Annotated in this window: 17 protein-coding genes; 3 read left to right on the forward strand and 14 right to left on the reverse strand. The window is 64.4% G+C overall.

The features are described from left to right. Window positions 1-40: 40 nt before the first annotated feature. The 4 genes from AU381_RS23435 to AU381_RS23450 form a co-directional block, all read right to left on the reverse strand. Window positions 41-1,558, reverse strand: coding sequence for a tripartite tricarboxylate transporter permease (locus AU381_RS23435; RefSeq protein WP_064244096.1), 1,518 nt, complete (start codon window positions 1,556-1,558; stop codon window positions 41-43). Window positions 1,559-1,572: 14 nt separating this feature from the next. Then, on the reverse strand, window positions 1,573-2,064 hold the full coding sequence (locus AU381_RS23440) for a tripartite tricarboxylate transporter TctB family protein (protein ID WP_064244097.1): 492 nt from the start codon (window positions 2,062-2,064) through the stop codon (window positions 1,573-1,575). Further along, the gene (locus tag AU381_RS23445) at window positions 2,061-3,005 is read right to left on the reverse strand and encodes a Bug family tripartite tricarboxylate transporter substrate binding protein (RefSeq protein ID WP_064244219.1); all 945 of its coding nucleotides are present in this window, start codon (window positions 3,003-3,005) and stop codon (window positions 2,061-2,063) included. The genes AU381_RS23440 and AU381_RS23445 overlap by 4 nt, the downstream gene beginning before the upstream one ends. Window positions 3,006-3,241: 236 nt before the next feature. Next, window positions 3,242-4,309 carry an ABC transporter substrate-binding protein gene (locus tag AU381_RS23450; protein WP_064244098.1) on the reverse strand — a complete coding sequence of 356 codons (1,068 nt, stop codon included), beginning with the start codon at window positions 4,307-4,309 and terminating at the stop codon, window positions 3,242-3,244. Window positions 4,310-4,386: 77 nt separating this feature from the next. Between AU381_RS23450 and AU381_RS23455 the strand changes: the two genes are divergently transcribed. Together AU381_RS23455 and AU381_RS23460 are read left to right on the forward strand one after the other, a co-directional pair. Further along, window positions 4,387-5,064: a response regulator transcription factor gene (locus AU381_RS23455; RefSeq protein WP_064244099.1), complete on the forward strand. Its 678-nt coding sequence runs from the start codon at window positions 4,387-4,389 to the stop codon at window positions 5,062-5,064. After that, entirely contained in the window at window positions 5,061-6,440 is a 1,380-nt protein-coding gene (locus AU381_RS23460) for a sensor histidine kinase (protein WP_064244100.1), read from the forward strand. Before AU381_RS23455 ends, AU381_RS23460 begins: the two co-directional genes overlap by 4 nt. Before the next feature lie 54 nt (window positions 6,441-6,494). On the opposite strand, the gene AU381_RS23465 is transcribed toward AU381_RS23460, so the two are convergent. The 3 genes from AU381_RS23465 to AU381_RS23475 are packed head-to-tail and all read right to left on the reverse strand — an operon-like array spanning window position 6,495 to window position 9,324. Further along, window positions 6,495-7,175 (reverse strand): beta/alpha barrel domain-containing protein, encoded by a 681-nt coding sequence (locus AU381_RS23465; RefSeq protein WP_064244101.1) that lies wholly within the window; start codon window positions 7,173-7,175, stop codon window positions 6,495-6,497. After that, a complete protein-coding gene (pdxA, locus tag AU381_RS23470) occupies window positions 7,172-8,176 on the reverse strand; it encodes a 4-hydroxythreonine-4-phosphate dehydrogenase PdxA (RefSeq protein ID WP_064244102.1) in 1,005 nt (334 codons plus the stop codon). The genes AU381_RS23465 and pdxA overlap by 4 nt, the downstream gene beginning before the upstream one ends. After that, window positions 8,173-9,324, reverse strand: coding sequence for a four-carbon acid sugar kinase family protein (locus tag AU381_RS23475; RefSeq protein ID WP_064244103.1), 1,152 nt, complete (start codon window positions 9,322-9,324; stop codon window positions 8,173-8,175). Before AU381_RS23475 ends, pdxA begins: the two co-directional genes overlap by 4 nt. A 75-nt stretch (window positions 9,325-9,399) precedes the next feature. Here AU381_RS23475 and AU381_RS23480 point away from each other — a divergent pair, with 75 nt between their 5' ends. Further along, the gene (locus tag AU381_RS23480) at window positions 9,400-10,275 is read left to right on the forward strand and encodes a LysR family transcriptional regulator (protein WP_064244104.1); all 876 of its coding nucleotides are present in this window, start codon (window positions 9,400-9,402) and stop codon (window positions 10,273-10,275) included. A gap of 382 nt (window positions 10,276-10,657) precedes the next feature. Here the strand turns inward: AU381_RS23480 and AU381_RS23490 are convergent, their stop codons facing one another. The 7 genes from AU381_RS23490 to AU381_RS23520 all read right to left on the reverse strand — a co-directional run bounded on the left by AU381_RS23490 (window position 10,658) and on the right by AU381_RS23520 (window position 17,148). After that, window positions 10,658-11,683 carry an ABC transporter permease gene (locus AU381_RS23490; RefSeq protein WP_064244105.1) on the reverse strand — a complete coding sequence of 342 codons (1,026 nt, stop codon included), beginning with the start codon at window positions 11,681-11,683 and terminating at the stop codon, window positions 10,658-10,660. 30 nt (window positions 11,684-11,713) lie between these two features. Then, window positions 11,714-13,255: a sugar ABC transporter ATP-binding protein gene (locus AU381_RS23495; RefSeq protein ID WP_064244221.1), complete on the reverse strand. Its 1,542-nt coding sequence runs from the start codon at window positions 13,253-13,255 to the stop codon at window positions 11,714-11,716. Between the two features lie 142 nt (window positions 13,256-13,397). Then, a complete protein-coding gene (locus AU381_RS23500) occupies window positions 13,398-14,327 on the reverse strand; it encodes a sugar ABC transporter substrate-binding protein (protein WP_064244106.1) in 930 nt (309 codons plus the stop codon). Between the two features lie 238 nt (window positions 14,328-14,565). Continuing rightward, window positions 14,566-15,375, reverse strand: coding sequence for a TIM barrel protein (locus AU381_RS23505; RefSeq protein WP_064244107.1), 810 nt, complete (start codon window positions 15,373-15,375; stop codon window positions 14,566-14,568). A gap of 214 nt (window positions 15,376-15,589) precedes the next feature. Next, window positions 15,590-15,913, reverse strand: coding sequence for a type II toxin-antitoxin system RelE/ParE family toxin (locus tag AU381_RS23510; protein ID WP_064244108.1), 324 nt, complete (start codon window positions 15,911-15,913; stop codon window positions 15,590-15,592). After that, complete coding sequence (locus tag AU381_RS23515) at window positions 15,913-16,191, reverse strand: type II toxin-antitoxin system Phd/YefM family antitoxin (protein WP_064244109.1); 279 nt, start codon at window positions 16,189-16,191, stop codon at window positions 15,913-15,915. Before AU381_RS23515 ends, AU381_RS23510 begins: the two co-directional genes overlap by 1 nt. 69 nt (window positions 16,192-16,260) lie before the next feature. Then, on the reverse strand, window positions 16,261-17,148 hold the full coding sequence (locus tag AU381_RS23520; RefSeq protein WP_082910307.1) for an NAD(P)-dependent oxidoreductase: 888 nt from the start codon (window positions 17,146-17,148) through the stop codon (window positions 16,261-16,263). Window positions 17,149-17,234: the final 86 nt, after the last annotated feature.

Here is a 17,234-nt window from a genome sequence, read left to right on the forward strand (position 1 = left end):
TCCTCATCCCGCGCTAAAGCGCCTTGGGAGGCGGAAGCAATCAGTCTTCGCTGGCAGCAAGCTGGGCGAGCACTTCGCCGCGGCCGCGGGCCCTGAGGATCAGTGGGACGATGAAGGCCAGCGCCGCGATCAGCAGCAGCACAGCCGCGATCGGCGAGGTGAAGAGCACGGTCACGTCACCCTGGCTGATCGACAGCGCCCGGCGCAGCTGCTGCTCGGCGAGCGGCCCGAGGATCAGGCCGACGACGACCGGCGCGATCGGGTAGCCAAAGACGCGCATGACGTAGCCGAGCAGGCCGAAGGCGAGCAGCATGCCGAGCTCGAACACCGAGGGATTGGCGCCGATCGTGCCGAGCGTCGCGAAGAGCAGAATGCCGGCATAGAGCCAGGGCTTCGGGATCGTCAGCAGCTTCACCCAAAGGCCGACCAGCGGCAGGTTCAGGACGAGCAGCATGAAGTTGGCGATCAGCAGGCTGGCGATCAGGCCCCAGACGAGCTGCGGATTGGTCGCGAAGAGCAGCGGGCCGGGCTGCAGGCCATATTGCTGGAAGCCGGCCAGCATGATGGCCGCGGTCGCCGACGTCGGCAGGCCGAGGGTCAGGAGCGGCACGAGCGTGCCGGCCGCCGACGCGTTGTTCGCGGCTTCCGGACCGGCAACGCCTTCGATCGCGCCATTGCCGAATTCTTCCGGATGCTTGCTTAGGCGCTTCTCGGTGGCATAGGAGAGGAAGGTGCCGATCTCGGCGCCGCCCGCCGGCATAGCGCCGATCGGGAAGCCGATGAACGTGCCGCGCAGCCACGCCTTCCAGGAGCGTGCCCAATCCGAGGCACTCATCCAGACCGAGCCGCGCACGGCCTCGACCTTGTCGGGTCCCTTGTCGCCCTGCGCCGCGATGTAGAGCGTTTCGCCGATCGCGAACATCGCAACGGCGAGCGTCGTCACCTCGATGCCGTCGAGCAGGTCGGGAACCCCGAAGGAAAGCCGCGCCTGGCCGGTCAACTGGTCGATGCCGATGCAGGCGAGCGTCAGGCCGATGAAGAGCGAGGTGAGACCGCGCAGCGTCGAGTCGCCGAAGGCGGAAGAAACGGTGACGAAGGCGAGCACCATCAGTGCGAAGTATTCGCGCGGACCGAAGACGAGTGCCAGCTTGACGATATAGGGGGCGACGAAGGCGAGGCCGAGCGTTGCAATCAGCCCTGCGACGAAGGAGCCGATCGCCGCCGTTGCCAGTGCGGGGCCGCCACGGCCAGCGCGCGCCATCTTGTTGCCTTCGAGGGCAGTGACAATGGAGGAGCTTTCGCCGGGCGTGTTGAGCAGGATCGATGTCGTCGAGCCGCCATACATGCCGCCGTAGTAGATGCCGGCGAACATGATCAGCGAGCCGCCGGGATCAAGCTGGTAGGTGACAGGCAGCAGGAGCGCGACAGTCAGGGCGGGGCCGATGCCCGGCAGGACGCCGACGGCCGTGCCAAGTGTCACTCCGATCAACGCATAGAGCAGGTTCATCGGTTGGGCAGCAACCAGCAGCCCCTGCAAAAGGAAATCAAGAGTACCCATAATTGTCGGCCTTTCTAGAAGAGCAGGCGTTCAAGCGGTCCTGCCGGCAGCGACAACTGCAGGACTTTGGCGAAAATCGTCCAGACGACGAAACTGGCGACGATGCCGAAGGGAATTGTCAGCCAAATTTGCCGCTTCCCGAAGCCGCGCGCCGTCATGGCGAAGAGGATGCCGGTGGCGATCGAGAAACCGAGCGTGTTGAGCAGCAGCATCTGCGCCGCAAGACCGCCGACGACCCAGGCGACCGGCCCGAACTGCTGCGGTTCACGCTCGGCAAAGTCGCCCCTGAAGCCCTCGATAGCCGTCCAGACGGCAAGCACGATAAGACAGCAGGCGATCGCGTAGGGCACCGTCGTCGGGCCGACCTGCGAGTAGCCGGCGAGTCCGGTGAGGCGGGAAACGTCCCAGAAGATCACGCCGGCAATCGCAGCCAGCACGACGGCGATGATCAGCGCCGCCCGATCAGGGCGGCGCGTTTCGACGGAAGGGCTATCTCCCCTGCTCATTTGACCAGTCCGATGTCCTTGAGGACCGCTTCGGTGGCCGAGACGTCCTTGGCGAGCTGCTCATTGAAGGCGTCGCCGGCGAGGTAGGTATCCTGCCATCCCTTGGTCTTCAGCACTTCCTGCCAGCCGGCGGACTTGGCGAGCTTCTCGATGTCGGCGGTAACAGCGGCCTTCTGTTCATCGGTCAGGCCAGGGGCGGCCGCAACCATGCGCCAGTTCTGGACGGTGACGTCGAGGCCGGATTCCTTCAGCGTCGGGGCATCGATACCCGGGAGCCGTTCGGCGCTCGATACCGCGAGCACGCGGAGCGTGCCGGCCTTAACCTGCGATTCGAATTCGCCGTAGCCGGAGATGCCGGCGGTCACCTGGCTCCCGAGAATGGCGGCGAGCGCCTCGCCACCGCCGGAATAGGCGATGTAGTTGATCTTGGTCGGGTCAACGCCGGCAGCCTTGGCGATGAGGCCGACGGTGATGTGGTCGGTGCCGCCGGCCGAGCCGCCGCCCCAGGAAACGGCGCCCGGATCCTTCTTCAGGGCTTCGACGAGGTCGGCCATCGTCTTGATCTCGGAGGCGGCCGGAACGACGATCGCCTCGTATTCGCCCGTCAGGCGAGCGATCGGCGTGACGTCGTTGAGAGTGACCGGCGAGTTGTTGGTGAGGATCGCGCCGACCATGACGTAGCCGCCGACGAGCAGCGCATTCGGGTTGCCCTTCTGCTGGCTGGCGAACTGGGCGAGCCCGATCGTGCCGCCGGCGCCGGGCACGTTCTGCACCTGCACATTGCCGGAAATGCCTTCCTGCTGCATGACGGTCTGCAGCGAACGGGCGGTCTGGTCCCAGCCGCCGCCGGGATTTGCCGGCGCGATGATCGTGTAGTCGGCGGCGTAGGCCGGAAGCGCCAGCGCGCCGGCGAGAATGGATGCGAGGAAGAAGTGTTTCAAGGTCGGTCCTCCGTAGGCGCGGTTCGTCCGCGCGTTGATCGTTGTCGCGAACGGGAGAAACGGGCGGCTGACCTCAAAAGCGGCAACCTCCGACCGGATTGGTGATTTCCTCCCGATGCGCTGCTGGCATTCCGCCTCCACGGGTCGCCAGCGGCCCTAAACCAACACAGAAAGCTGACATTAACCTGACATCAACCCGGCAGCGCGTAAACGGTTTGTTTGGGCTCCAGGAATATTCACTGGAGTCTGAGCACCTCGTTCCAGCGGGCGATCAGCCGGGCACGTTTCACCTGGTCGAGATAGACCATCAGGCCGGGACTGACCGGCACCGGCTTCAACTGCCCGCCAAGCATTTCCTGCATGGTATTGGCCGTGTTCTCGCCGGCGACATCCGGGCTGACGGCCGGGATCTGCAGCTCGCGCGCCATGATCGTCTGGCCTTCCTTCGACATGAAGAATTCGAGGTAGCGGCGGCCAAGATCGGGAGAGGCGGCCGCCTGCGGCACGAGGCCGATTCGCGACATCACCACGGTGTAGTCCTTCGGCAGAACGATGCCGACGTCGGGATGCCGCGAAGCCCAGTCGGCGGCGTAGGAGCCAAGAATGTTGTAGCCGAGCACGAACCGCCCGTCCGCGACCCGCTCGAGGATAGCCTGGCTGGTCGAATAGAGCTTGACGCCCGCCGCCCCCATCGCCCGGATGACGCTCCAGATGTCGCCGAATTGTTCCTGGTCGCGTGCCATGAAGAGGAAGCCGACGCCCGATCGCTCGATATCGTAGGTGCCGATGCGGCCGAAGACGGCGCTTCCCTGGCGCGTCAGGTAGTCGACGAATTCGGCGCGCGTCGCCGGCGGCCGTTCCTTCGCGAAACTCGGCTTGTGGTAGACGAACACGGCCGGCTCGAAGGTCAGCGCATAGGCCGTGTTGCGCCAGTTGGCCCAGGCCGGCCAGCGGCCGCTCATCGGCAGGTCGCTGCGCTGGGCGTAGCCGTCGTTGCTGAGCTTGACCTGCAGGTCCATGGCGGAGGAAAAGGCGAAATCGGCCGTCTTCCGGCCGGCATCGGTCTCCTTGACGATCCGGTCGTAGATCTCGCCGGTCAGCATATCCTCGTAGCGCACCGCGACATCCGGATTGGCCTTCTGGAAGCCGACGATCATCGGCCGCGCCAGGGGCTCGTCGAGCGAGGAATAGACGACGAGAACGGGCGCCGCCGCATCGCCGGAAACGGCCGGGAAGAGCACCGGTGCTGCACACGCGAGTCCGGCGAAAAACAACCAAAAAGCGAAGGAAATCAAGAACCGCATAATTTCACCATGCCTCACCCGCACGCCGTTCACAAGCAAGGTCACGACCGATAAGGTGGGGCGGGGAGACGTAAAAATTGCGAATCTTGCTCGTTGAAGACAATCAGGCGCTGGCAGAGGGTCTCTCGACCCTTTTGCGGGACAGCGGCTACGCCGTCGACGTGGTGAACGACGGCGCTTCGGCGCATGCCGTCGCCGCGGCCGAGAGCTTCGATCTGGTCATCCTGGACCTCAACCTGCCGGAGATGGACGGGCTCGACGTGCTGCGCGCCATGCGGGCCCGGCAGAACCGGGCCGCCGTCCTGATCCTGACGGCGCGCGGATCGCCCGAAGAAAGGGTAAGGGGCCTAGATCTCGGCGCCGACGACTACCTGATCAAGCCTTTCGACATCGGTGAGTTCGAGGCGCGCGTGCGGGTATTGCTCCGGCGTCAGGCAGGGTTGCGCAGTTCGATCGTCAGCTACGGCAACGTCTCGCTGGATCTCAATGCACGCAGCTTTTCCGCCGGCGGCGTGCCGATCGAGATTCCGGCGCGCGAACTGGGGCTTCTCGAGCTTCTCTTCATGCGCGCCGGCAAGGTGGTCGCCAAGGACGCGATCGTGCAATCGCTGACCGGCCTCGACGACGACCTCAGCCCCAATGCCATCGAGCAATATGTCAGCCGGCTGCGCAAGCGCCTGGCGCCCTACGGCCTGACGGTGCGCACCGCCCGCGGCATCGGCTACTACCTCGACAAGGCGGCCAACCCCGAATGAGGACCGTCGTCTATTCGCTGAGACGCAGGCTGCTCGGTTGGCTGTTGATCTCGACAGCGGTGATCGGCGTGGTCGCGCTGATGGATACCTATCGGGAAGCGGTCAAGACCGCGAACGTCGTCTCGGACCGGGTGCTCGCGGGCTCGGCGCTGGCGATCGCCGAGCGCGTGGTCGTCGCCGAGGACGGCACGCTGCAGGTCGACATTCCCTATGTGGCGCTGGAAATGCTGACCTCGGCCGCGCAGGATCGCGTCTTCTATAGGGTCGACGGGCCGCCCGGCCAGTTCATCACCGGCTACCAGACCCTGCCGTCGCTTCCGGAAGTCGCCGGCCAGTCGACGAGTTTTGCCGATGCGGTCTTCCGCGGCGAGCCGATCCGCCTCGCGGTGCTTCGCCGCTCCGCCTCCACCGGCGTCAATTCCGTCCCCTTCGTCGTCACCGTTGCCGAAACGACGATCGCCAGACGCCAGCTGACGCAGACCATCCTGTTGCATTCGGCGCTCCGTCTCGGATTGATGATCGCCGGTGCCGCCCTGATCGTCTGGGTGGCGGTGACCTTCTCCCTGAGGCCGCTCTATCGACTCGGCGACGCAATTGCCGAGCGCAGTCCCGACGATCTGCATCCGATCGGCGAGCGCGTGCCGAGCGAGGTGCAGGGGCTGGTCGACACGGTCAACTCCTTCATGGTGCGGCTGCAGTCGGCGCTGGACGCGCTTCGACATTTCACCGGCAATGCCAGCCATCAGTTGCGCACGCCGCTGGCAATCATCCGGACGCAGCTGGCGCTCGCCCGCCGGGCCGCGACGGTCGACGATGCGCGGGCTGCCGCCTCGAAGGCGGACGAGGCGGTCGCCAATGCCGAACGCATCCTTGCGCAATTGCTGCTGATGGCGAAGATCGATGCGGCGGCCCAGGAGGAGGCGCGCGGATCGGAGCGGATCGAACTTGCCCGGCTGGCGCGCAGCGTCACCGCCGAGCAGGTGCCGGCGGCCGGAGAGGTGGACATCGATCTCGGTTTTGCTGGCGAGGGGGAATATTGGATCCGGGCCGAGCCGCTGCTCGTCGCAGAGCTCCTGAAGAACCTCGTCGGCAATGCGCTGCTCTATGCCGGGCGTGGAGCGGAGGTGACCGTCCGCGTCTCAGGCTTGGAAGATGAGGTTGCGCTCGAGGTCGAGGACAACGGGCCGGGCATCAGGCCGGAGCTGCGCGAGGCCGTGCTGAAGCGCTTCAGGCGCGGCGGCAACGAGGCGCCCGGCACGGGGCTCGGCCTGCCGATCGTCGAGGAAATCGCCGCACTTTATGGGGGAACGATGCGGCTCGAGGACGGCGAGGCTGGGCGCGGCTTGAGGGTGGTCGTCACGTTCCCCGCGGGTTGAAACGCGCGGGGCGCCGACGGTGGGCTTGCGGTTCGGCGCACCGGAGTTCCGCTCCTAAGACGAGGCGACGCAGGCCTTGATTGCCTGGAGCTGCTCCGCCAGCCGAGGGCTGGCGGCCGGAAACCGACCGTCGAGTGCCGAGGTTCCGATTGTGAACCCGGCCGCTCCGCCGCCTCGTATCGTTTCGATCTGATCGGGCCGGTCAACCGAGCCGGCGACAATCACCGGCTTGTGTGCAGCACGGCAGACGGCCTCGATGAGGCAGGATACGTCGCCAGACGAGCGATAGGCCAGCAGGTCAAGACCGGCGACACCGGGATGGCCGGCAAGTGCCACGGCGCTTTCGACGATCTCGGCCTGCGACCCTTCGAGGATGCTCGGATGCCCGACGACGCGTCCGGGGAACGGATAGTAGCGGATCGCAGTGCCTTCGAGCAGCGGCAGGACGTCCTCGGCGCGGGTGCCGCCCAGGATATAGTCGACATCAAGTTCGATTGCCGCCTTGACAGAACGTATTTCGCTCTCGCGGTCCAGCGACACGATTTCGAGGTAGCTCATCGCTCCGGCCCCGTGGATTTGGCGCTGAAGATCGCCGAGCGCATCGAAGGGAAGACCGATGTCCTTGAAGCCGATATGGCGGATGCCGGCGCGGAGCGCTGTCTGGGCGTGGGCCGCGGCGTCCGTGACGGTGCGGTCGTTGCGGGTCAGCATGAATATGAAGTCGAACTGTGTCATCTCTTGTTGGCTCTCATGTTCCCGGATTTCAGCCGGACGGCATAGTCGAAGGCTGTCTCAAGGCTGGACGGGTCGGCAATGCCGCGCCCTGCGATATCGAAGGCAGTACCGTGGTCGGGGCTGGTGCGAACAAAGGGCAGGCCGAGCGTGATATTCACGCCCCGGTCCAATCCCAGGTATTTGACGGGGATGAGCCCCTGATCGTGGTATTGCGCGACGACGATGTCGAAGCGACCCGTGCGCGCCTGCATGAATACGGTGTCACCGGGCCACGGACCGGTGACGTCGATCCCCTCGGCGCGCGCTGCCTCGATCGCCGGCCGGATAATGCGGACCTCCTCGTCGCCGAATAGGCCGCCTTCCCCCGCATGCGGATTGAGGCCTGCCACGGCAATACGTGGATGCGCGATGCCGAGCGACAGCGCGCCTGTATGGGCGAGGCGTATTGCGTCCATCTGCGCGGCGAAGTCGGCTCTGCGGATCGCCTCTGCCAGCGAGCAGTGGATCGTGACGAGAACGGTGCGGATATCCTCGTTCGCCAGCATCATCGCGACGCTTCGGGCGCCGCCGAGCTCGGCCAGGATTTCGGTATGGCCGGGATAGGTCAATCCGGCGGCGGCAAGCGCCTCCTTGTGGATCGGCGCGGTGACGATGCCATGGACGCGTCCTTGGCGCGCGATTTCAATCGCTGCGGCGATGGCGTCGAATGCCGCGCGTCCGCCGGCCGCCGAGACCGTGGCCACGGCCGGCAGATCGCAAAGTCGGGACGCACAAAGTACATCGAGAAAACCAGCTTCGAACGGGGCATCGTCGACGGAAGACACCGGGCGGATGCGCAACTCGGTGCCGAGCATCGAGGCGGCTCGTTCCATGACCATCGGGTCGCCGACGACGAGCCAATGCCGCTTGTCCGGCCGCCGGAGATACATCTTGATTATGATCTCGGGACCGATGCCGGCCGGATCGCCCATGGTTACCGCAAGCGGGGCAGAGGCGGTCATTGGATGCGGTCTCTCGTTTCGGCAGCGAGTGCGCGGGCAGCATCGACGAGCGTCGAGCGGGAGCCGAAGCCGCCGGCCTTCATGGCAATCAGCAGGGAGGAGCCGTCCGCCCGCTCTGCACGACCGACCGGGAAACCTGGCTCGAGTTCGAAAGCGAGCATGAAGCGGCGGATGCCGATCCGGTCGAGGATTGCCGCCATCGTCTCGCCGCCGGTGGCAATCACAGCGTCGTAGCCATGCCGAGCAAGCGCTGAGCCGGCCTGCGCCGCGAGACCAACCAAGACAGACCCGGCATCCCCTTGTCTCTCGATCGGCGCGCAGAGACACAGAATGGAAGCATCGTTGGGCGCATCGGCCAGATCGCCGACGACAGCGACGCCGTGCGCTCGCAGGGAGTCGCACTGGAGGTGTGTGACCCGGTTGGCGCTTCCGGCGACGATCAACACGCGCCGAGCGATCAGGCTGTCGTCCGCACCGCCCTTCGAAGCTTGCGGAACCAGCGCGGCAAGTGCCGTGGCGAGACCGGGCGAGCCGACCCAGAGCGCCGCCTGGGGGTGCGGAATGCGGGCGACTTGCCGGTTCAACGCCTGCTGGCTGTCAGCGTCGAGGATCAGGACAGGCGCCTCGGCCGCGGACGGCACGGCGTCTTCCAGCGCGATGATTGTTGGTTTGCCGATCGCGGGATCGACCAATGCCCCGATGTCGGACGTGGACGCCGGATGGACGGGGTCTCGTCGATAGTCACTGCCGCTGACGGGAATGCCGTGAACCATCTGCATGCCGCCGACGGTCAGCCGTCCGGCCGCGGGAAAGGCCGGGGCGACAACCAGCCTGCTTCGGCCGCTTGCGCGCCAGGCGGCCGCGATTTCCGCGCGGATATGGCCGCGGAGCGTCGAGTCGATGGTCTTGAGAAGAAGGCTCCGGTCGGAAAGCGCGGCAATCGCAGCCGCCGTCAGCCGCGCCGCTTCGGTTGCGCTTAAGCTGCGGCTGTTGGTGTCGATGGAAACGACCGGCTCCTGTCCGATCCTCGCCTGGTCCCGGGTGATCAGAGGTGCGCAGCCCTTCGCAAGAAAAGGTGCCGCGCCATCGGTGGCGCTGGTGAGATCGTCGGCGACAATGCCGACCTGGAATAGTGTGCTCTGCTTCATATTGGTGAGGCTTGCAGACAGGAGGCGAAGGAATAGCGATATGTTTTGACGGATAATGGTGATAAAGAAGCACCAATGAGACGAGCCGACATTCCATGCCTCGACGATCTGCGCGCCTTTGAGACGGTAGCCCGCCTCGGATCCGTGCGGGCCGCAGCCATCGAACTCTCCTTGACGCATGGCGCGGTGAGCCGACGCGTCTCCAAGCTTGCCGAGATGCTCGGCCTGCGCCTGCTCGAGCCGGATGGACGGGGTGTGCGGCTGACGCCCGACGGCGAAAAATTGGCGGCGACGACCGGCCGGGCATTCTCCGCCATTATGGATACTCTCGCCGAAATCCGATCTGCCGCGTCAGCGGCACCAATCCTGTTGTCGTGCGAACGGTCGCTGGCGATGCGCTGGCTAATCCCCCGCCTTTCCGGCTTTCAGGACAAGTACCCGCATATCGACGTACATCTTGCAACCGGCGGCGGGGCGCTCGACTTCGCGCGGGATCGCGTGACGCTCGCGATCCGGCGGCTCGACTTTCCCGTAGAGCCCGAATGGATGATCACCCGGCTGATGCCTGAGCGGGTCGGGCCGGTCATGCTCCATTCGCATCGGCAGCGTTTCGATCGTGGCGACTATGTCGCGCTCGGGTCCCGCACGCGACCGAATGCCTGGCAGATGTGGCTGGATGGGCATCCCTCGGCACCGCGGCCGCGAAGCACGCGATTGCTCGACCATCATTTCCTGATGGCAGAAGCAGCGTTGGCGGGGCTCGGCGTTGCGCTCGCGCCGCAAGCGATCGCAGCGGATGACGTGACAAGCGGCCGGCTGGCGGCGCCCCTGGGTTTCGACGCGGATGGAACCGATTATGGCCTCATACAGCCACGGCAGGCGCCAACGCCAGCCGGATTGGCAGAGCTCCGGCAATGGTTGGTCGGTCAAAGTATGGAGTATGTCGCCTGATCGCTTCAATCGGCGCCTGAAGGACGCCCGGAGCTACCGGCGCGCTCCGGCAGGCCGCTCAGCGACCGCGGCGAGGAGGATGGGACGCCGCGCCGCGGGTCTGGACCCGCAGCATTGCGTTCCAAAGCTGACGAGCGAAACGTGATTGAACCTGCTTCGCAAGCTTGCCCTGCGATGACATGATAAATCTCCGATAGTTCAGGATGGCGCTCGTATAGTCTATCGGCCGCGCCTTGGCCATGGCGGAGTCTACGGAGCTGCCTTGCAGGGCAAGCATATGTCGAGCGGCAAGAATATCGACTGAATTGGGTAGGAGAAAACAAAGATGCCGGGATGAATTTCTTCATCCCGGCGAGGTACTTCACTGGGAGGGCAGTCTTCTTCAGGTTTTTTTCCGGCCTTTCTGGCGGTAGACGTCGACGACCACGGCGGCGACGATGATCACGCCCTTGACGATCTCCTGGTAGTAGGCGTCGACCCTGAGGAAGGTGAAGCCGGAGGTCATCACGCCGAGAATGATCGTGCCGATGACGGTGCCGGTGATGCGGCCGACGCCGCCCGTCAGCGAGGTGCCGCCGATGACGGTCGCGGCGATCGCATCGAGTTCGTACATGACACCCATGCCGGCCTGCGCGGTCTGGGCGCGGGCTGCGGTGACGACGCCCGCAAGACCGGCCAGCATGCCGGCGATCGCATAGACCTTGATCAGATGCGCCTCGACATTGATGCCGGAGACGCGTGCCGCCTGGACGTTGGCGCCGATCGCATAGGTGAACTTGCCGTAGCGGGTGTAACGCAGGGCGATGTGGAAGATGAGGGCGACGACGAGGAAGACCACCACCGGCCAGATGCCCGTGCCGATGAAGTTGAACTGGTCGGTGAGGCCGGAGACCGGCTGGCCTTTCGTGTACCACTTGGAAATACCGCGCGCCGAGACCATCATGCCGAGCGTGGCGATGAAGGGCGGGATCTTGGTTTTGGCGATCAGCTGCCCGTTGATGTAGCCGGCGACAAGGCCGATGCCGACGCCAAGCCCGATCGGCACGATCGCCGGCAGGTCGGTCAGGGAAGGATAGAGCGCGCGCGGCCAGGTGGAGGCTTGCGCGACGCTCGCCGAGATCATCGCCGTCATGCCGACAACGGAGCCTGAAGAAAGGTCGATGCCGCCGGTGATGATCACCTGCGTCACCCCGACCGCGATGATGCCGATCACCGACACCTGCAGGATCATGATCGTCAGGCGTTGGGGATTCATCAGGAAGCTCTGGCCGACGAGCAGCCAGCCGAGAACTTCATAGACGAGCGCGATCCCGATCAGCACCAGGAAGATATTGAGTTCGGGCGGCAAGCGCCGTCTCGACCCGGCGAGGGTCGAACTCGTGCCATGTGCAGCGATATTGGTTTCCATAGTCTTTCCTCCCTGCGGTCGGCATCCGCGCTAACGCGCGGCAAGTTCCATGACCTTGATTTGGGTGGCTTCTGCCCTGTCGAGGAAGCCCGTGACCCGGCCTTCATGCATGACCATGATCCGGTCGCTCATGCCGAGCACCTCGGGCATTTCCGACGAGATCATGATGACGGCGACGCCGTTGCGGGCGAGTTCGGTCACCAGCCGGTGAATTTCGGCCTTCGCGCCGACGTCGATGCCGCGTGTCGGCTCGTCGAGGATCAGAATATGCGGATTGGTGAGCAGCCAGCGGCCGATGAGGACCTTCTGCTGGTTGCCGCCGGAGAGGTTCTCGATGCGCTCCTGCAGGTTCGGCGTCTTGACGCGCAGCTTGCGGCTCATCTCCTCGCAGGCCGCGTTGACTTCCTTCTCGCTTACGAAGCCGCGCTTGACGAACCTGTCCTGCAGCACGGCGATCTGCATGTTCTCGAGGATGTCGAGGATCAGTAGGCAGCCGGTGTCCTTGCGGTCCTCGGTCAGAAACGCCATGCGGTTGCGGATCGCCGTATTCGGATTGTCGATCACCACTTCCTTGCCGTCGATCGCGATCGTGCCCGAGCTTGCCGGGGTGACGCCGAACAGCGTCTCGGCAACGTTCGAGCGGCCCGAGCCGACGAGGCCGGCAACGCCGAGGATCTCGCCGGCGCGCACGTCGAAGGACACTTCGTGGAAGACGCCGTTGAGCGTCAGGTTCTTGACCGACAGGACGACGTCGCCGATCGGCACCTCTTCCTTCGGGAACATCTGGGTGATCTCTCGGCCGACCATCATGCGGATGATGTCGTCGCGGGTCACCTCGCTCGACGCGTGCGTGCCGATATATTTGCCGTCGCGGAACACCGAGAACTCGTCGGCGATCTCGAACAGCTCGTTCATCTTGTGGGTGATGTAGACGATGCCGATGCCCTGCGATCTGAGGTCGCGGATGATCTCGAAGAGATGCGCGACCTCGCGCTCGGTGAGCGCCGAGGTAGGCTCGTCCATGATCAGCACGTCGGATTCATAGGAGACCGCCTTGGCGATCTCGACCATCTGCCGGTTGGCGACCGACAAGTGGCGCACCTCGATCTCCGGGTCTATGTCGATCTTCAGCCGCTCGAACAGCTTGGCCGTCATCCGGCGCATCTCGCCGTGGTCGACGAAGCCGAACCGGTTCTTCGGTTCGCGGCGGATCCAGATGTTCTCGGCGACGGTCATGAAGGGCATCAGGTTCAGTTCCTGATGGATCATCGCGATGCCGTTTTCGAGTGCGTCGAGCGGGGACTTCAGCTGGATGTCGACGCCGCGGAGTTTCACCTCGCCCTGGTCCGGGTGATAGATGCCGGCGAGTATCTTCATCAGCGTCGACTTGCCGGCGCCGTTCTCGCCCATCAGCGCATGCACGGTGCCGCGCTTCAGCTTGAACTGAACGTCGTCGAGCGCGACGACCCCGGGGAATTCCTTGCGCACGCCTTCGGCGGCCAGGAGATATTCGGCATTGGGTATGGCACCGCTGGCGCGCACGGCTGCCATCGTCGTGGGACTGAGCGTCATGGTCATTGCCTCCCCATCTTCCGGCCTCGGCCGGAACGTCCACGCGGCGGGCGGAACACCCTTCTTTTAGGCCATATGGGCCTCAGGCGGGACTTGTTTCCCAATGGGAGTGCGGCTGCGGCCGCACTCCCAAGTGGAACGATCAGTTCTTGGCCTGGTAGTCGGCGAGGTTTTCCTTCGTGACGAGCTCGAAGGGGATGTAGACCTTCTTCTCGACCGACTCGCCCTTGGCAAGCTTGAGGGCGGTGTCGACCGAGCCCTGGCCCTGGCCGGCAGCGTTCTGGAAGACGGTCACGTCGAGGTCGCCGGCAGCCATGGCGGCAAGGGCGTCCTGGGTGGCGTCGACGCCGCCGATGACGACCGAGTCCATCGACCGGCCCGCAGCCTTCAGCGCCTGGATGGCGCCGATCGCCATTTCGTCGTTGTTGGCAATCACGGCGTCGAACTCGAGGCCGGCGGAAAGCCAGTTGGTCATGAGGTCCGCGCCCTGGGTCCGCGACCAGTTGGCGGTCTGCTCCTCGACGATCTCGATGCCCTTGCAGGCGTCGGTGGCGAGGACGTCGTGGATGTCCTTGGTGCGCATGCGGGCGGCCTGGTTGGAGAGTTCGCCCATCATCACGACGGCCTTCCCCTTGCCGCCGAGCAGCTTGCAAACTTCCTGCGTCTCCAGCGTGCCGGATTCCATTTCGTTCGATGCGACAAAGGCCTGCTTTTCCGGCAGCGAGTCGATGTTCACCGGCTCGCGGTTGACATAGACGAGCGGGATGCCGGCATCGGCCGCGATCTTCGACATGGCGGCGGTCGCGTCCGTATCGACCGGGTTGACGATGATCGCATCGACGCCGGCGGCGATGAAGTTCTGGATCTGGCTCTGCTGCTTGGCGACGTCGTTCTGCGCGTCCTCGATCTGGAGCTCGACGCCATTCAGCGTCTTGGCATAGTCCTGCATGCCGTTGCGCAGGACCGTCAGGAAGTTGTCGTCGAACAGCGCCATCGAGACGCCGATCGTTTCCGCATGCGCAGCCGTCGACATCATGACCGCCATCGCAGTGCCCAGAATGAATTTCTTCATGTCTACTTTCTCCTCCACTTTGGTGCCGGCCACACCCTCTCTTGCCGGAAACTCGATTTTCGTTGATCGAGCTCAACCCTGGTCGGAAGCAACACTCCCGCTGCGCTCCCGACGAAAACGGAACAAACAAACCAGTGGTTTGTCATTACGGAATATGTATTCCATTTTATCTGGACGCCGTCAAGTGCATCTTGCGGCGCCCGGGCGGTATTTCCGCGCTTTGGTGCGCGCTTGGCGATCACGAGCGGGATTGCAGGTAGTCCATGCTATCGAGAATGGCCTTGGCCGGATCGCTGAGCGCATGGACGGAAGGTGCAAAGGGCTCGAACGAGAAGGGACCGCTGTAGCCTTCGGCGCGCAGCCGGCGGATCTGGCCCGCATTGTCCAGCCGGTCCGCGGCGTCGACCAGGATCCGGTGCGGGTCGCGCATCTCGGAGACGGCAACAGCCTCGTCGCTGACGCCGGAAATGTGAACGAGGCCGGTCAGCTTCGGGAAGAATGCGTCTTCGCCGGCGAGATGATGGTGGAACGTGTCATGGACGAGTCGGAAGGTTTCTCCGCCGATTTCCCGGATCGCTTCTGCGGCTTCCGTTTTGGAGCGCAGCGAGCAGATCTCGAAGCCGAGCGGTTCCACGAGGCCGATAATGCCGGCAGCATCGAGCAGCGGCTTCAGTGCTTTCAGGGCTGAGCGAAGGTTTGCCTGGCGCTCGCCGTCCTTCTGGCCGCTGCCGTCATTGACGGGCACCAGCACCAGCGCCCTGGCACCGCAATCGTGCGCATAGGCAATGAGATCGCGCGCTTCTGCCTCCCGGGCGTCGTTCCATTCGTTGAAGCGCTGGAGGGCGTTGATCGAGATGATCGTCAGCCCGTGGTTCTCGGCCAGCGCCTTCACCTCCTCGGGCCTCGTGCCGTCGAGGATGGCATTGCCGGACAGGTCGTTGCGAATCTCCACCGCCGACGTTCCGAGCGACTTGGCAAGGGCGAAGAAGGCATCGAGCGGCAGGCCCGGAGCAGCCATGTGATTGAGGGCGAAGGGAAGGGCAGTCATGGAAAGGTCCTCCGGGAATGTTTGGAATGGTTGTCGCGGATGTTCGGAACGTTTGTTCCATTTCCGGTCGACGACCACATTCACCAGTTAGACGGTATCCGTCAAAGCCATAGATGGGCAGGAGTATCGCATTCCTGCAAGAATGCGTGGCGACGATGATGGAATTCTGTCATCGCGCGCGCCACCCGATGCACCTTCGCCGAGGGATGCGCCGTCAGCGCATGAGCCTTCGCTCGAGGAAGTTCTGCATGTCGCGCCGGCCGTCGACGACGCAATAGACGATCACTCTGTCTTCGATGACCCGGTAGATCATCCTCCAAGGCTTATGGTGCAGTTCGCGATAGTCGGCGATGCCGAGTGCCGCGAGTTCTTTTGGAATGGTGCCCCGCTCCGGGAATTCGGAGAGATTGGCGCACGCCGCCTCTATGTCCTCGAGAATGCGGCCCGCCGTTGGTTCGCCGTCGCGCGCTGCCAGGTAACGGTAGAGGTCCTCGATGTCCTGTTCCGCGTCATGGGCGAGGTAAACCTGATAGCGCATCAGGTCTTCTTCGTGAGCCTGTTTCGTATGCGCTCGAACGCGTTCCCTGCAGTATCGACCTTGCCGTCCTGCACGTGCTTATTGGTTAGAGCCAGGATTTTCAGGAGCGCCAGCGTCTCCTGTGTCTCCTCGTATTGCGTCAAATCCTGCAGAACGGCCTTGGCTTCGCCATGCAAAGTGATGACAACCGGTTGCCGGTCCTCGCCCAGCTTCCGGATGACCTCGGGCGCATGTGCCTTGAGATAGCTGATAGGTTTGACTTGCTCGGACAGTTTCATGCCATAGCTCCTGCTTGACCATAATATAGACCCTTAAAGGCCAAGCAGGAAGAGGCTGCGCCGTTCTGATCACTTGACCCCGTTGGCCTCGGCAATGAAATCCGACAGCATCGGCACATAGTCCTCGCCGCGCCCGGCCCCGACGGCCTGGGCGAAGGAGTTCCTGACGGCCGCCCCGATCGGGTTGGCAGCGCCGGCTGAATTGGCGAAGGCCGCGAGATAGCTCATGTCCTTGAAGCCGTTGCGGATGGCGAACTTGTGGGCGTTCGGGTCGCGCTCCAACACCCAGCGGAAGAAGGTCTGGTAGAAGGGGCAATCCATGCGGCCGCCGCGCACGACGCTGTCGAAGATCTCCGGCGTGAGGCCGGCCTTGCGTCCGAGCATCAGCGCTTCGGAATAGAGCGCCGCATAGCCCATCGACAGAAAGTTGTTCAGCAGCTTCATCGTGTGGCCGGTGCCGGTGGGGCCCGTATGGACGATGCGGCCGGCGAAGCATTCAAGCACAGGCCAGACGCGGCGCACGTCGTCTTCGGCACCGCCGACCATGACGTCGAGCGTGCCGGCGGCTGCGTCCGCCGGGGTGCGGCTGAGCGGCGCATCGATCAGCGTGATGCCCTTGCGGGCGAGATCCGTGGCAAGCTTCGTCGTGACCGAGGGATCGGACGTCGAGCAATCGACGAGGGTGATCGGCTTGCCGGCGGCGGCGATGCCGTCTGCGCCTTCGACAACCGAAACCACCTCCGGCGAACCGGTGACGCAGAGCACGATGATCTCGCACCGTTCTGCCATCTCGCGCGGTGACTTCACTTCTTCCGCGCCGGCTGCGACAAGCGCTTCGACCGGTGCCCGGTTGCGGTGCGCCATGACCGAGAGCGGCCAGCCCTTCTTCAGAATGTTCGCAGCCATGCCCTGGCCCATCAGCCCGACCCCGATGAAACCCACATTCACGTTCGTCATGCTCGCCTCCATGGTGTTGAAGCCATGGTGCACGATTGGCCCGGGATCGCCAGACCAAAATTGAGCAGATGGACCGGCATGGCAGC

Source organism: Sinorhizobium glycinis, assembly GCF_001651865.1.
In the GTDB taxonomy this organism is placed as follows: Bacteria; Pseudomonadota; Alphaproteobacteria; order Rhizobiales; family Rhizobiaceae; genus Sinorhizobium; species Sinorhizobium glycinis.

Excerpts from the sequence above, each read along its gene's own strand:
- AU381_RS23435 (WP_064244096.1), bottom strand. The coding sequence starts at position 1,558 with ATGGGTACTCTTGATTTCCTTTTGCAGGGGCTGCTGGTTGCTGCCCAA.
- AU381_RS23440 (WP_064244097.1), bottom strand. The coding sequence starts at position 2,064 with ATGAGCAGGGGAGATAGCCCTTCCGTCGAAACGCGCCGCCCTGATCGG.
- AU381_RS23450 (WP_064244098.1), bottom strand. The coding sequence starts at position 4,309 with ATGCGGTTCTTGATTTCCTTCGCTTTTTGGTTGTTTTTCGCCGGACTC.
- AU381_RS23460 (WP_064244100.1), top strand. The coding sequence starts at position 5,061 with ATGAGGACCGTCGTCTATTCGCTGAGACGCAGGCTGCTCGGTTGGCTG.
- AU381_RS23465 (WP_064244101.1), bottom strand. The coding sequence starts at position 7,175 with ATGACACAGTTCGACTTCATATTCATGCTGACCCGCAACGACCGCACC.
- pdxA (WP_064244102.1), bottom strand. The coding sequence starts at position 8,176 with ATGACCGCCTCTGCCCCGCTTGCGGTAACCATGGGCGATCCGGCCGGC.
- AU381_RS23475 (WP_064244103.1), bottom strand. The coding sequence starts at position 9,324 with ATGAAGCAGAGCACACTATTCCAGGTCGGCATTGTCGCCGACGATCTC.
- AU381_RS23480 (WP_064244104.1), top strand. The coding sequence starts at position 9,400 with ATGAGACGAGCCGACATTCCATGCCTCGACGATCTGCGCGCCTTTGAG.
- AU381_RS23490 (WP_064244105.1), bottom strand. The coding sequence starts at position 11,683 with ATGGAAACCAATATCGCTGCACATGGCACGAGTTCGACCCTCGCCGGG.
- AU381_RS23495 (WP_064244221.1), bottom strand. The coding sequence starts at position 13,255 with ATGACGCTCAGTCCCACGACGATGGCAGCCGTGCGCGCCAGCGGTGCC.
- AU381_RS23500 (WP_064244106.1), bottom strand. The coding sequence starts at position 14,327 with ATGAAGAAATTCATTCTGGGCACTGCGATGGCGGTCATGATGTCGACG.
- AU381_RS23505 (WP_064244107.1), bottom strand. The coding sequence starts at position 15,375 with ATGACTGCCCTTCCCTTCGCCCTCAATCACATGGCTGCTCCGGGCCTG.
- AU381_RS23510 (WP_064244108.1), bottom strand. The coding sequence starts at position 15,913 with ATGCGCTATCAGGTTTACCTCGCCCATGACGCGGAACAGGACATCGAG.
- AU381_RS23515 (WP_064244109.1), bottom strand. The coding sequence starts at position 16,191 with ATGAAACTGTCCGAGCAAGTCAAACCTATCAGCTATCTCAAGGCACAT.
- AU381_RS23520 (WP_082910307.1), bottom strand. The coding sequence starts at position 17,148 with ATGACGAACGTGAATGTGGGTTTCATCGGGGTCGGGCTGATGGGCCAG.